Source organism: Pseudoxanthomonas jiangsuensis, from assembly GCF_010093185.1.
Classification (GTDB): Bacteria; Pseudomonadota; Gammaproteobacteria; order Xanthomonadales; family Xanthomonadaceae; genus Pseudoxanthomonas; species Pseudoxanthomonas jiangsuensis.
This window is the reverse complement of record NZ_PDWL01000001.1, coordinates 102,053-114,242: the sequence shown is the minus strand read 5'-3', so window position 1 is coordinate 114,242 and position 12,190 is coordinate 102,053. Positions and strand designations below refer to the sequence as shown.

Genomic DNA, 12,190 nt, shown 5'->3' with positions numbered 1-12,190 from the left:
ATCCCGATGGCTTCCCTGCTCGCCGGCCTTTGGCTGGCGGCCTGCGGCCAGGCACCGGAGCCCGCCTCCGGCCCGCCGCAGCCGGTGGACACCACCCCGCAGAAGCCGCCGGTGGCCGACGTCCAGGCCCCGGTGGCCTCGGGCAACACCCCGGCCGCCGCCGACATCGCCGCGATCGCCGCGCTGGGCGCGGCCTTCGACCCCAACCGCGACGCCGCCGCCGACCTGGAGACGGCCAAGGTCGAGGCCAAGCGCGGCGGCAAGCGCATCGTCCTGGAAATGGGCGATGCCGGCTGCGGCGAGTGCGCGGCGCTGGACGAGAAGATCGAGGGCGACGGCGCGTTGCGCCGCCCGCGCGACGCCGGCTTCGTCTGGGTCAAGATCGACCGCAGTGCGGCGGGCAACGCCGCGGTGCTGGCCAGCCTGCCGGGCGGCACCGACGCGCCGGCGCCGCACCTGCTGGTGCTCGACGCCGACGGCCAGGTCCTGCATGCGCAGCCGGGCACGGACCTGATGCGCAATGGCAGGCCCGATACGCGCCGCATCCGCGGTTTCCTCGAACAGTGGGCGCCGCCGGCGACGCCGCAGGCCCCCTGATCCCCAGGATTTCCCCGAACTCCCCGGCATCGCCGGGTCCCCGTCTTTTCCCGCGCTTCGCGGCCACCCCTGGCCGCGAAACGGCTTCAGGCGCCGTCGCGCAAGGCCGCCAGGCCCGGCCCGGCCAGCTTGTGCATCAGCCGGTCCAGGGTCGTGCGCTCCTGTTCGTCCAGGGTGGCGATCAGCCGCTGTTCGGCGGCCAGGGCCATCGGCGCGATCTCGTCGTACACGGTGTAGCCCACTTCCGACAAAGCCAGCACCGAGCGGCGGCGGTCGTCGCTGTGGATCTCGCGCTTGATCAGGCTACGCTCTAGCAGCTTGGCGACCGCGCGGCTGACCGCGACCTTGTCCATCGCGGTGCGCTCGGCGACCTCGTTGGCCGACAGGTCGGGGAAGCGGCCGAGCACGGCCATCACCCGCCACTCGGTGATCGCCAGGCCGAAACGCTTCTGGTACATGTCGGCGATGGTCTGGCTGACCCGGTTGGACAGCACGCTCAGGCGGTAGGGCAGGAAGTGTTCGAGGTCGAGCTGGGCATGCCCGGCGTCCGCGGCGGGACCGGAACCAGGCACTTCATGGCTGGGAGAAACGCTCATTGCGGCAGGGCACCTTGCATGTGGTTGCAATCGTAACTATAAAGGGCCTTTCCAGACCCGATCCCCTTCGGGGGTGCTCAGGAAGCCATCATGAGCGTGCAACCGCAAGTACTTTCGTCCAATTCCCCGTCCGCTGCCGGCATGGCAGTGACCACCTTCGACAACCCGATGGGCATCGACGGCTTCGAGTTCGTCGAGTTCGCCGCCCCGGCCGGGCAGGGCGAGGCGCTGAAGGACTACTTTCGCAAGCTGGGCTTCGTCCAGGTCGCCCGCCACCGCAGCCGCCCGATCACCACCTGGCGCCAGGGCGACTGCACCTTCCTGGTCAACGAGGATCCGGACGGTTTCGCCGCCCGCTTCGCCGCCCAGCACGGCCCCAGCGCCTGCGGCTTCGCGATCCGGGTCAGGAAACTGGCCGACTGGGCCCGCACCCAGGCGCTGAAGAACGGCGCGCAGGCCTTCGACGCGCGCGACGAACTGAGCAAGGCGGTGGCCGCGCCGGTGATCAAGGGTATTGGTGATTGCATGCTCTACATCGTCGACCGCTACGACGACAGGGGCACCATCCACGATCCGGACTACGAATACCTGCCGGGCGTGGAGCTGAAGCCGGAAGGCTTCGGCCTGACCTTCATCGACCACCTGACCCACAACCTCTACCACGGCAACATGGCCAAGTGGGCGGACTACTACGAGCGGCTGTTCAACTTCCGCGAGATCCGCTACTTCGACATCAAGGGCGCCAAGACCGGACTGCTGTCCAAGGCGATGACCGCGCCGGACGGCATGGTCCGGATCCCGCTCAATGAATCCTCCGATCCCAAGTCGCAGATCAACGAGTACCTCGATGCCTACCAGGGCGAGGGCATCCAGCACATCGCCTGCTTCACCGACGACATCTACGCCACGGTGGAGAAGATGCGCGCGGCCGGGGTGGAGTTCCTGGACACCCCGGACACCTACTTCGACGTGATCGACCAGCGCATCCCCGAGCACGGCGAGGACGTCGAGCGGCTGCGCCGCAACAGGATCCTGATCGACGCCGATCCGGAGACCAAGCAGCGCAAGCTGCTGCAGATCTTCACCCAGAACGCGGTCGGCCCGATCTTCTTCGAGATCATCCAGCGCAAGGGCAACGAAGGCTTCGGCGAGGGCAACTTCCAGGCCCTGTTCGAGAGCATCGAGCGCGACCAGATGCGCCGCGGGGTTCTCTGACGGGAGCACGGGAGAAGCCCCTCTCCCTCGGGGAGAGGGGTTGGGGAGAGGGTAGGCGGCATGCCCTGCGCCAAGCCCCCGCTCCCCACTACCACCCTCCGCCAGGCCCGCCAGCTGCGCAGCAGGCAGACCGAAGCGGAGGCAAGACTCTGGTACCACTTGCGTGCCGGCCGCTTCAACGGCCTCAAGTTCCGGCGCCAGCATCCGCTTCCGCCGTACATCGCCGATTTCTGCTGCGTGGAGGGAAGGTTGGTGATCGAATTGGACGGTTCGCAGCACTCGCCGGAAGGCGACGCCGCCAGGACGCGATACCTGCAATCGCAAGGCTGGCAGGTGTTGCGGTTCTGGGACAACGATGTGCTGGGCAGGACCGATGCGGTGCTCGAGGCGATCTGGAACTCGGTCTTGGCGGCGGACCCTCTCCCCAACCCCTCTCCCGGTGGGAGAGGGGCTTAGAAGGCATGGAGCGATGACGACGAACGCACTGCGCTACATGACCGGCTTTGGCAACGAGTTCGCCAGCGAGGCGGTGCCGGGCGCCCTGCCGCAAGGGCAGAACTCGCCGCAGACGGTCGCCCACGGCCTGTACGCCGAGCAGCTGTCCGGCACCGCCTTCACCGCCCCGCGCGGGCAGAACCGGCGCAGTTGGCTGTACCGGATCCGCCCGGCGGCGATGCACGGCAGCTTCTCGCCGTTCGCGCAGGCGCCGGGTTTCCACAACGACTTCGGCCACGGCCCGGTCACGCCCGACCAGCTGCGCTGGGACCCGTTGCCTTTGCCCGCCGCGCCGGCCGACTTCGTCGAAGGTCTGTACACCGTGGCCGGCAACGGCTCGCCCGCCGCGCAGCAGGGCGTGGGCATCCACCTGTACGCCGCCGACCGCGACATGGCCGGGCGCTTCTTCTACGACGCCGATGGCGAGCTCTTGCTGGTGCCGCAGCAGGGTCGGCTGCGGATCGCCACCGAGCTGGGCGTGCTGGAAGTCGAGCCGCAGCAGGTCGCGGTGGTCCCGCGCGGTGTGCGCTTCCGGGTGGAGCTGCCGGACGGCGCCTCGCGCGGCTACGTGCTGGAGAACTTCGGCGCCCACCTGCGGCTGCCGGAGCTGGGGCCGATCGGCGCCAACGGCCTGGCCAACCCGCGCGACTTCGAGACGCCGGTCGCTGCTTACGAAGATATGGAAGGCGACTTCGAACTGGTCGCCAAGTTCCAGGGCCACCTGTGGCGCGCCGGCATCGGCCACAGCCCGCTGGACGTGGTCGCCTGGCACGGCAGCCATGCCCCGTATCGCTACGACCTGCGCCGGTTCAACACGATCGGCTCGATCAGCTTCGACCACCCGGACCCGTCGATCTTCACAGTGCTCACCGCGCCCAGCGACACCCCGGGCACGGCGAACGTCGATTTCGCGATCTTCCCGCCGCGCTGGCTGGTGGCGCAGCACACCTTCCGCCCGCCGTGGTTCCACCGCAACGTGGCCAGCGAGTTCATGGGCCTGGTCCATGGCGCCTACGACGCCAAGGCGGAGGGCTTCCTGCCCGGCGGCTGCTCGCTGCACAACTGCATGAGCGGGCACGGGCCGGACGCGGCCACCTTCGAGAAGGCCTCGGCCGCCGACCTGTCGCGGCCGGACGTGATCGCCGACACCATGGCCTTCATGTTCGAGACCCGCGCGGTGCTGCGCCCGACCGCGCAGGCGCTGGACGCCGCGCACCGGCAGCGCGGCTACCAGCAGTGCTGGGCCGGCCTGCGCCGCACCTCCCGCCCGCCGGGCCGCTGATCCTCTGGGGAGCGGCGCCTTCGCCTGCCGTTGACGGGGGCTTTGCCAGCCTCGGTGCGTCGCACAACGTGCACCGCACAGGGGATCCCATGTCGTCCAGGACGCTCGATGCCTGCCTGCTGACCCTCGCGCTCTCGCTGGCCGCCTGCACCCGGCCGCCGGCGGACGCGACCGACGTCGCGCCCCACGCGGCGGCCGACGACGCCGTCGATCCCGCCCTGGACGCGCCCGCCGAGGACGTGCCGCCGGCCACCGCGCCGGGCGCCGCGGCCGCGCTGGCGCCGCTGGCGGCCGACTTCTCCGGCTTCGGCCCGGTGCCGTTCGGCGCCGACGCCGAGGCCCTGCGCCTGGCCTGGGGCGGGCCTTTGCAGGGCGATCCGGATGCGCAGGATCCGGCGGCCTGCCATTACCTGTTCCCGCAGCCGCGTCCCGAGCACGGCTACGGCACCGCCTTCATGGTCGAGGGCGGTCGCTTCGTGCGGGTGGACGTGGACGATGCCTCGGCCGTGGCCCCGGGCGGCGGCCGCATCGGCATGCCGGCCAGCGGGATCGCCGGCCTGTATCCGGGCCGGATCGAGGAGCGCCCGCACAAGTACGTGGACGGCGCGAAGTACCTGCGCGTCATCCGCGACGGCAGCGAGGCGGTGCTGCTGTTCGAGACCGACGCCGCCGGGCAGGTCCAGGAATGGCGGATCGGCCTGCCGCCGCAGGTGGACTACGTCGAGGGCTGCAGCTGAGGTCGCCTGCGCCTTGCTGGCCGTAGAATCGTCCCGGTCCGGGCACAGGTAAGGGGAAGCGGCGATGGCCGAAGCACTGGGTTGGTTCGCACTGGGACTGCTGCTGCTGGCGCTGGGCGGCGATTCGGTGGTCAAGGGCGTGTCCGGGCTGGCGCAGAAGCTGGGCCTGCGCCCGTTCGCGGCCGGCCTTCTGCTGCTGGCGTTCGGCACCTCCTTGCCGGAGCTGGCGGTGAACCTGCGTGCGATCTGGCTGGAGCAGACCCACCTGGCCCTGGGCAACGCGGTCGGCAGCAACCTGGTCAACCTCGGCCTGACCCTCGGCCTGGCGGCGCTGGCCGCGCCCTTGCTGCAAAGGGCGCGGATGCACGTGCCCCTGCTGGTCCTGCTGGCGGTGGCCTCGCTGGCGCTGATGGTGTTCGGCCTGGACGGCTACGTCGGCCGGATCGAGGGCGCGGTTTTGCTGGCCGGCTTCGCCGCGCTGGCGGTCTTCCTGCTGCGCCAGGGCCGGCGCGAATCCGCCGAGCTGCAGGGCGAGATCGCCGCGTTCGCCGCGACCCGGACCGATCTCCTGCTCAACCTGGTCCGGCTGGCGATCGCCATCGCCCTGCTGTACTACGGCGCGCGCTGGGTGGTGCAGGGTGGCCTGGCACTGGGCGAGGCCTGGGGCCTGAGCCCCTTGCTGGTCGGTTTGCTGCCGGTGGCCATCGGCACGGCGCTGCCGGAGGTCGCGGCGGCGGTGATGGCGGCGCGGCGCGGGCAGGGCGACATGGTCGCCGGGCACGTGCTGGGCTCGAGCCTGTTCAACCTGCTGGCGATCGTCGGCGGCATGGCGGTGTTCCAGCCGATCGCCCTGCCGGCTTCGTTCGTGAAGCTGGAGCTGCCGGCGGCGGTGGTTCTTGCGCTGGTGCTCTATCCGATGCTGCGCAGCGATCACAGGGTCAGCCGCGGCGAGGGCGCGGTCCTGCTGGCGGTGTTCGCTGCCTGGGTGGCGTTGGAGCTGCTGCTGGTGTGAGCGGACGGCAACTACAGCTGCTCTTGGAGCCAGCTGGACGCCTCAGCTCGCCGCCGGATTGTCCTCGTCCGCTTCCGGGGTGTGGCCCGGCTGCGGCGGCCGCTCGGCCATGTGCAGCGACAGCGCCGCCTTGGCCATCAGGTGCGCGCTGATCGGTGCGGTGATGAACAGGAACGCGGTGATCAGCAGCTCGCGCGGCTGCGGGTCGCTGCCGGTCAGCCAGTGGTAGCCCAGCGAGGCCAGCAGAACGCAGCCCACGCCCAGCGTGCTGGCCTTGGTCGGTCCGTGCAGCCGCTTGAAGAACTCCGACAGCTTCACCAGGCTGAAGGAGCCGACCACGATGAAGAAGCACCCGGCCGCGAGCAGCAGCACCAGCGCGATGGCCATGACCCAGCTCATTCGACGATGTCCCGGCGCAGCACGTACTTGCTCAGCACCACCGTGCCGACGAAGCCGAGCATCGCGATCACCAGCGCCGCCTCGAAGTAGACCGCGGTGTTCAGGTGCATGCCGAACAGCATCAGCTGCGCGATCGCCGCCACGAACAGCGTGTCCAGCGCCAGGATCCGGTCTGGCACCGACGGCCCGCGCAGCAGCCGGTACAGCGCCAGCAGCATGGCGACGCCGACCACGTGCATCGACGCCACGACCGCCCAGCCGACCAGCATCTGCGGGGTCACGGGAAGATCTCCATCAGCGGGGCCTCGTAGCGGGTCTTGATGTGGGCGATCAGCGCGTCCGCGTCCTCCAGGTGCAGCACGTGCACCAGCAGGTAGCGGCGGTCGTCGGACAGCGCCGAGGACACCGTGCCCGGGGTCAGGGTGATGATGCTGGTCAGCGCGGCGATGCCGTGGATGTTGGCGATGTCCAGCGGCAGCCAGATGAAGCCGGGGGTGATCCTGCGCTCCGGTCCCAGCACCTGCAGGGCCACGGTGATGTTGGAGCGGACGATGTCCAGGACCAGCACCGCGGCCATCTTCGGGATCCCGCGCAGGCGGCCGATCCGGGCGAACTCGCGGTCCAGGCGCGCGGCGAACAGCGGGATCAGCAGGGCCAGCACCAGCGCCAGGACCACGTGCCCGGCGCTGACCTGGTCGTTCATCAGCAGCCAGAAGCAGAACACCGCCGTGCTCAGCGGCAGCGACGGCAGCCAGCGCCGGCGCCAGACCCTCAGGCGCGCGCGCAGCCGGCTCATGGCGCCCTCGTCACGGTTTCGGCCGCACGCACCTGCTCGACGTAGCCGGCCGGCGACAGCAGCTGCGAGGCGGTGGCATCCACGTAGTCGAGCAGGGGCGCGGCGGCCACGACCATGGCCAGGCCGTAGCCGACCAGCAGCACCGTGGCGGCGGTTTCCAGCGGCCGGCCGGGCGTGTGCGGCAAGGCCTCGGCCGGGGTGTAGGCGGCGATCCGCTCCGGCGAGGCGTCCGGCCACGGCTCCACCCGCCAGAACAGGCGGGTGCCGGCGCGCGCCAGGCCGACCAGCATCAGGAAGCTGCTGCCCAGCACCAGGGTCCACACCCACGGCGTGGCGCCGGCCGGCACCGCGCCCAGCAGCAGCAGCTTGCCGATGAAGCCCGACAAGGGTGGCAGCCCAGCCAGCGACACCGCCGCCAGCAGGAACAGCACCCCGGGCACCCTGCGCTCCGGCAACGCGGCGATGACGTCCTTGCGGTCACCGGCGCGGCCGCGGCGGCGGCGGATCAGGTCGGCCAGCAGGAACAGCGCCGCGCCGGCGAAGGTGCTGTGCACCAGGTAGTAGAGGCCGGCGCCGATCGTGCCGGACGTGGCCAGGGCGAAGGCAATGAACAGGGTCGCGGCCGAGGCCAGCACCAGGTAGGCGGCCAGCGCGCGCAACTGGCGTGCGGCCAGCACGCCCAGCGCGGCCAGCGCCAGGGTGATTCCGCCCAGCACCTGCAACGCCGGCCAGGCGAAGCCGTCCAGCGGCCCGGCGGCGCCGAAGGCCAGGGTGCCGGCGCGCAGCACCGCGTACAGGCCGACCTTGGTCATGATCGCGAACAGCGCGGCCACCGCCGCCGGCGCGTGGGTGTAGGTCTGCGGCAGCCACAGGTACATCGGCAGCAGGGCCGCCTTGGCGCAGAACACCACCAGCAGCAGCCCGGCGGCGGCCTGGACCAGGGCCAGGTCCTGCGCCGGGACTTCGGCCACCCGCACCGCGATCTCGGCCATGTTGAGCGTGCCCAGCAGGCCGTACAGCAGGCCCAGGGCGATCAGGAACAGGGTCGAGGCGGTGATGTTGAAGGCCACGTAGTGCAGGCCGGCGCGCATCCGCTCGCCGCGGCCGCCGCTGAGCAGCAGGCCGTAGGAGGAGATCAGCAGGACCTCGAAGAACACGAACAGGTTGAACACGTCGCCGGTGAGGAAGGCGCCGTTCAGGCCCATCATCTGGAACTGGAACAGGGCGTGGAAGTGCGGCGCGCGCCGGTCCCAGCCGGCGCAGGCGTGCAGCAGGCAGGCCGCGCCCAGCAGCTGGCCGGTCACCAGCATCAGCGCCGACAGGCGGTCGACCATCAGCGCGATGCCCAGCCGCGCCGGCCAGTCGCCCAGCAGGTAGACCTCGATCCGGCCCGATGCGGCCTCGCGCGCCAGCGAGACCGACACCGCCAGCATCGCCGCCAGCGAGATCCAGGCCACCAGCCTCTGCGGCAGCATGCCGAAGCGACGGTGCTCGAACATCAGCGCCAGTGCGCCGGCGAACAGCGGGACCAGGATCGGCCAGAGGGGCAGGTGGTTCATGCGCCGCGCCCCTGCGAAGTGTCGTCTTCGCCGGTGCCGGCATCGGCCACCGGCAGCCGGGCGTCGCGGACCACGTCGGGCTGGGCCACGCGTTCGGCCAGCAGGGCGGCCAGCGCGGCCTCGCGCGCCTCGTCGTGGCGGCGCTGCTCGCTGTGCAGGAACTCGCGCTCGGCGGCGCTGCCGTCGACGTGGTCGCTGCCGTTGTCGGCGCGGCTGCGGATCGCCAACACGATACTGACCGCGGTCATGGCGAAGGCGATCACGATCGCGGTCAGCACCAGTGCCTGCGGCAGGGGGTCGGTGTGATGCAGCAGGTCGGCGGGCACGCCGTCGCGCAGCACCGGCGGCTTGCCGGCCACCAGCCGGCCGCCGGCGAAGATCAGCAGGTTGGTCGCGTACGAGAGCAGGGTCAGGCCCAGGATCACGTCGAAGCTGCGCGCGCGCAGCAGCAGGTACACGCCCGCGGCGGTGAGGATGCCGATCGCGCTCGCCATCGCCAGTTCCATCAGTGGCCGCCTCCCGCGCTCGCCATCAGCCCAGCTCCCCGGTGCGGGTCGAGCGGCTGCCCGGCTCGATCACCCCCAGCTGCGCCACCCGGGTGCGCGAGGGTTTGATCGTGCCCAGCATCGACAGGATCAGCATCGCCCCGCCGAACACCACCAGGTACACGCCGGTGTCGAACACCATCGCACTGGCCAAGGGCACCTCGCCGATCCAGGGCAGCACCGGCTCGGCGTGGCCACTGGTCAGGAACGGCAGGTCGAACAGCAAAGCCGCCGCGCCGCCGGTGCCGGCCACCACCAGGCCGACACCAATACAGCGGACGTAGTCGAAGCCGAAGCGCGATTCCACCGAGGCCGCGCCCTGGATCACGTACTGGATCAGCAGAGGCACCGCCAGCACCAGGCCGGCGATGAAGCCGCCGCCGGGCGCGTTGTGGCCGCGCAGGAACAGGAACACCGACACCGTCAGGGTCAGCGGGAACATCAGCTGGGCCAGGTCGGCCGGCACCGGCAGCTTGATCGGCGGACCGGACATGACCTTCTCCGGCGCCAACCGCGCCCGCCGCAAAAGCGCGTGCACGATCAGCGCGGCGATCGCGAACACCGTGATCTCGCCGAAGGTGTCGAAGCCGCGGAAGTCGACCAGGATCACGTTGACCACGTTGCGGCCGTAGGCCTCCGGCAGCGAGCGCGCCAGCATCTCCACGCTGGCCGGATCGCCCTGGGCGCGGGTCATCACCGCGTAGGCCAGCAGCCCGGTGCCCAGGCCGGCGGCGGCGGCCACCAGCACGTCGCGGATGCGCCGGCGCGGCCGCCGCTCGGGCGGCGAGCGCGCCGGCAGGTAGTGCAGGCCGAGCAGCAGCAGGGCCAGGCTGACCATCTCCACCAGCAGCTGGGTCAGGGCCAGGTCCGGCGCGGACAGGAACACGAACGCCAGGCTCACCACCAGGCCGGCGCCGCCGAGCACGATCAACGCCAGCAGCCTTTGCCGGTACAGGCGGATGGTGAACACCGTGCAGGCCACCAGCACCAGCCACAGCAACCAGCCCAGCAGGGGCATCGACTGCGGCGCGCGCAGCTGCAGGGGCGCGTGCTGGCCGGACAGGAACGGCCAGGCGCCGGCCGCCAGCGCCGCCAGCACCAGCCACAGGAGGCTGCGCTGCAGGCGGCCGTTGGCGACCTTGGCGGTGAAGCGCTCGGCCAGCGCGTACAGCGCCTCCATGTTCCAGCGGAACAGGTACCGGCCCAGCGACTGGCGCGCGATCGCGTGCAGATCCAGCAGCCGGCGCAGGCCGAAGTACAGGGCGATGCCGCCGGCGATGCCGCACAGGCTCATCAGCAGCGGCAGATTGAAGCCGTGCCAGACCGAGAGGCTGTATTCGGGCAGGGCCGGGCCCAGGATCGCCCCGGCTGCGGCGTGCAGCACGGGCGCCACGGTCCAGGCCGGCGCGGTGCCGACGGCCACGCACAGCAGCACCAGCAGGGCCACCGGTGCGCGCATCCAGCGCGGCGGCTCGTGCGGAGCGCGCTCGATCGCGCGCGGTCCCTCGCCCAGGAAGGTCTCGTGGACGAAGCGCAGGCTGTAGGCCACGCCGAAGATGCCGTACAGAAGCGCCGCCAGCGCCACCGCCAGACGCATGAAGCCGTGCCCCGGCACGTCCAGCGCCTCGGTGAAGAACATCTCCTTGGACAGGAAGCCGTTGAGCAGCGGGATCCCCGCCATGGCCAGCGAGGCGATGATCGCCAGCGCGCTGGTGGCCGGCATCAGCCGGCGCAGGCCGCCCAGGCGGCGCATGTCGCGGGTGCCGGTCTCGTGGTCGATGATGCCCGCGGCCATGAACAGCGAGGCCTTGAAGGTGGCGTGGTTGAGGATGTGGAACACGCCGGCCACCACCGCCATCGGCGTGGACAGGCCGAACAGCACCGTGATCAGGCCCAGGTGCGAGATCGTGGAGTAGGCCAGCAGGCCCTTGAGGTCGTGCTGGAAGATCGCGTGCCAGGCGCCCAGCAGCAGGGTGATCGCGCCCACGCTGGTGACCACGTAGAAGAACAGGTCGGTGCCGGCCAGCGCCGGATGCAGCCGCGCCAGCAGGAACACCCCGGCCTTGACCATCGTCGCCGAGTGCAGGTAGGCCGAAACGGGGGTCGGGGCCGCCATCGCGTGCGGCAGCCAGAAGTGCAGGGGGAACTGCGCGCTCTTGGTGAACACGCCGGCCAGGACCAGGCCCAGCACCCACGGATAGAGGTGGCTGGCGCGGATCGCCTGGCCCGAGGCCAGCACCGTGTCCAGGTCGTAGCTGCCGACGATGCGGCCGATCAGCAGGACCCCGCCGAGCAGCGCCAGGCCGCCGCCGCCGGTGATCGCCAGGGCCATGCGCGCGCCTTCGCGCGCGTCCTGGCGCCTGTACCAGAAGCCGATCAGCAAAAATGAGCTAATACTGGTCAGTTCCCAGAACACCAGCATCAGCAGCAGGTTGCCGGCGATCACCACGCCCAGCATCGAGCCCATGAACAGCATGAGGAAGCCGAAAAAGCGCGGCGCGCTGTCCTCCTCGGCCAGGTAGTAGTGCGCGTACAAAACCACCAGCGCGCCGATCGCCAGGACCATGCCGGCGAACATCCAGGCCAGCCCGTCCAGGCGCAGGGTGAAGTCCAGCCCCAGCTGCGGAATCCAGGCGTGCTCGGCGCGCAGCGGCCAGCCCTGCAGCACCGCCGGCGTCATCCACGCCAGCAGCGCCAGCCCCAGCAACGGCGCGGCCGCGGCCAGCCACGCCGCGGTCGCGCGCGAACGCGGGCGCAGCAGGGCCAGCGCCGCCGCGGCCGCGAACGGCAGGGCGAGCAGGATTTCCAGGAAGGGGATCATCCGGAAGCGGAAGCGATCGGCGTGGAACAGGTTCGAGTGTAACAGCCGGTTCCACGGCTTCGGCAACGCCGGATTCATGTCCGCGGGACTGTCCTTGCGACAGCGCGTCGGCATCGCATGGGCGCGGCAACCGGAT

The 12,190-nt window shown here is 71.0% G+C and carries 12 protein-coding genes and 1 pseudogene; 6 read left to right on the top strand and 7 right to left on the bottom strand.

Translation table 11 applies throughout. The features are described 5' to 3' along the window. Nucleotides 1-597, top strand: coding sequence for a hypothetical protein (locus tag CSC62_RS00515; protein WP_425501972.1), 597 nt, complete (start codon nucleotides 1-3; stop codon nucleotides 595-597). A gap of 86 nt (nucleotides 598-683) precedes the next feature. On the opposite strand, the gene CSC62_RS00510 is transcribed toward CSC62_RS00515, so the two are convergent. Next, the gene (locus CSC62_RS00510; RefSeq protein ID WP_162404203.1) at nucleotides 684-1,193 is read right to left on the bottom strand and encodes a MarR family winged helix-turn-helix transcriptional regulator; all 510 of its coding nucleotides are present in this window, start codon (nucleotides 1,191-1,193) and stop codon (nucleotides 684-686) included. A 90-nt stretch (nucleotides 1,194-1,283) separates the two neighbouring features. Between CSC62_RS00510 and hppD the strand changes: the two genes are divergently transcribed. From hppD to CSC62_RS00485, 5 genes are all read left to right on the top strand, one after another. Then, nucleotides 1,284-2,408, top strand: a complete 1,125-nt coding sequence (gene hppD / locus CSC62_RS00505; RefSeq protein WP_162404202.1) for a 4-hydroxyphenylpyruvate dioxygenase — start codon at nucleotides 1,284-1,286, stop codon at nucleotides 2,406-2,408. A 60-nt stretch (nucleotides 2,409-2,468) separates the two neighbouring features. After that, entirely contained in the window at nucleotides 2,469-2,864 is a 396-nt protein-coding gene (locus CSC62_RS00500) for an endonuclease domain-containing protein (protein ID WP_162404201.1), read from the top strand. A 13-nt stretch (nucleotides 2,865-2,877) separates the two neighbouring features. Further along, nucleotides 2,878-4,185 (top strand): homogentisate 1,2-dioxygenase, encoded by a 1,308-nt coding sequence (gene hmgA / locus CSC62_RS00495; protein WP_162404200.1) that lies wholly within the window; start codon nucleotides 2,878-2,880, stop codon nucleotides 4,183-4,185. An 89-nt stretch (nucleotides 4,186-4,274) separates the two neighbouring features. Then, a complete protein-coding gene (locus tag CSC62_RS00490) occupies nucleotides 4,275-4,922 on the top strand; it encodes a hypothetical protein (RefSeq protein WP_162404199.1) in 648 nt (215 codons plus the stop codon). A gap of 64 nt (nucleotides 4,923-4,986) precedes the next feature. Next, entirely contained in the window at nucleotides 4,987-5,934 is a 948-nt protein-coding gene (locus tag CSC62_RS00485) for a calcium/sodium antiporter (protein WP_162404198.1), read from the top strand. 42 nt (nucleotides 5,935-5,976) lie between these two features. On the opposite strand, the gene CSC62_RS00480 is transcribed toward CSC62_RS00485, so the two are convergent. From CSC62_RS00480 to CSC62_RS00455, 6 genes and pseudogenes are all read right to left on the bottom strand, one after another. Then, nucleotides 5,977-6,333 (bottom strand): Na+/H+ antiporter subunit G, encoded by a 357-nt coding sequence (locus tag CSC62_RS00480; RefSeq protein WP_162404197.1) that lies wholly within the window; start codon nucleotides 6,331-6,333, stop codon nucleotides 5,977-5,979. After that, a complete protein-coding gene (locus tag CSC62_RS00475; protein ID WP_162404376.1) occupies nucleotides 6,330-6,602 on the bottom strand; it encodes a K+/H+ antiporter subunit F in 273 nt (90 codons plus the stop codon). The genes CSC62_RS00480 and CSC62_RS00475 overlap by 4 nt, the downstream gene beginning before the upstream one ends. An 8-nt stretch (nucleotides 6,603-6,610) precedes the next feature. Next, a complete protein-coding gene (locus CSC62_RS00470; RefSeq protein WP_211368896.1) occupies nucleotides 6,611-7,120 on the bottom strand; it encodes a Na+/H+ antiporter subunit E in 510 nt (169 codons plus the stop codon). 5 nt (nucleotides 7,121-7,125) lie between these two features. Further along, nucleotides 7,126-8,688 carry a monovalent cation/H+ antiporter subunit D gene (locus CSC62_RS00465; protein ID WP_162404195.1) on the bottom strand — a complete coding sequence of 521 codons (1,563 nt, stop codon included), beginning with the start codon at nucleotides 8,686-8,688 and terminating at the stop codon, nucleotides 7,126-7,128. 182 nt (nucleotides 8,689-8,870) lie between these two features. Then, nucleotides 8,871-9,194: pseudogene (locus tag CSC62_RS17905) on the bottom strand (Na+/H+ antiporter subunit C); the annotation flags it as partial. Nucleotides 9,195-9,219: 25 nt separating this feature from the next. Continuing rightward, nucleotides 9,220-12,054, bottom strand: a complete 2,835-nt coding sequence (locus CSC62_RS00455; protein WP_162404375.1) for a monovalent cation/H+ antiporter subunit A — start codon at nucleotides 12,052-12,054, stop codon at nucleotides 9,220-9,222. Nucleotides 12,055-12,190 lie beyond the last annotated feature (136 nt).

Coding starts and splice junctions, on each gene's coding strand:
- hmgA (WP_162404200.1), top strand. CDS start 2,878: ATGACGACGAACGCACTGCGCTACATGACCGGCTTTGGCAACGAGTTC.
- CSC62_RS00480 (WP_162404197.1), bottom strand. CDS start 6,333: ATGAGCTGGGTCATGGCCATCGCGCTGGTGCTGCTGCTCGCGGCCGGG.
- CSC62_RS00465 (WP_162404195.1), bottom strand. CDS start 8,688: ATGAACCACCTGCCCCTCTGGCCGATCCTGGTCCCGCTGTTCGCCGGC.
- CSC62_RS00510 (WP_162404203.1), bottom strand. CDS start 1,193: ATGAGCGTTTCTCCCAGCCATGAAGTGCCTGGTTCCGGTCCCGCCGCG.
- CSC62_RS00475 (WP_162404376.1), bottom strand. CDS start 6,602: ATGCTGGTCGGCTGGGCGGTCGTGGCGTCGATGCACGTGGTCGGCGTC.
- CSC62_RS00485 (WP_162404198.1), top strand. CDS start 4,987: ATGGCCGAAGCACTGGGTTGGTTCGCACTGGGACTGCTGCTGCTGGCG.
- CSC62_RS00500 (WP_162404201.1), top strand. CDS start 2,469: ATGCCCTGCGCCAAGCCCCCGCTCCCCACTACCACCCTCCGCCAGGCC.
- CSC62_RS00490 (WP_162404199.1), top strand. CDS start 4,275: ATGTCGTCCAGGACGCTCGATGCCTGCCTGCTGACCCTCGCGCTCTCG.
- CSC62_RS00455 (WP_162404375.1), bottom strand. CDS start 12,054: ATGATCCCCTTCCTGGAAATCCTGCTCGCCCTGCCGTTCGCGGCCGCG.
- hppD (WP_162404202.1), top strand. CDS start 1,284: ATGAGCGTGCAACCGCAAGTACTTTCGTCCAATTCCCCGTCCGCTGCC.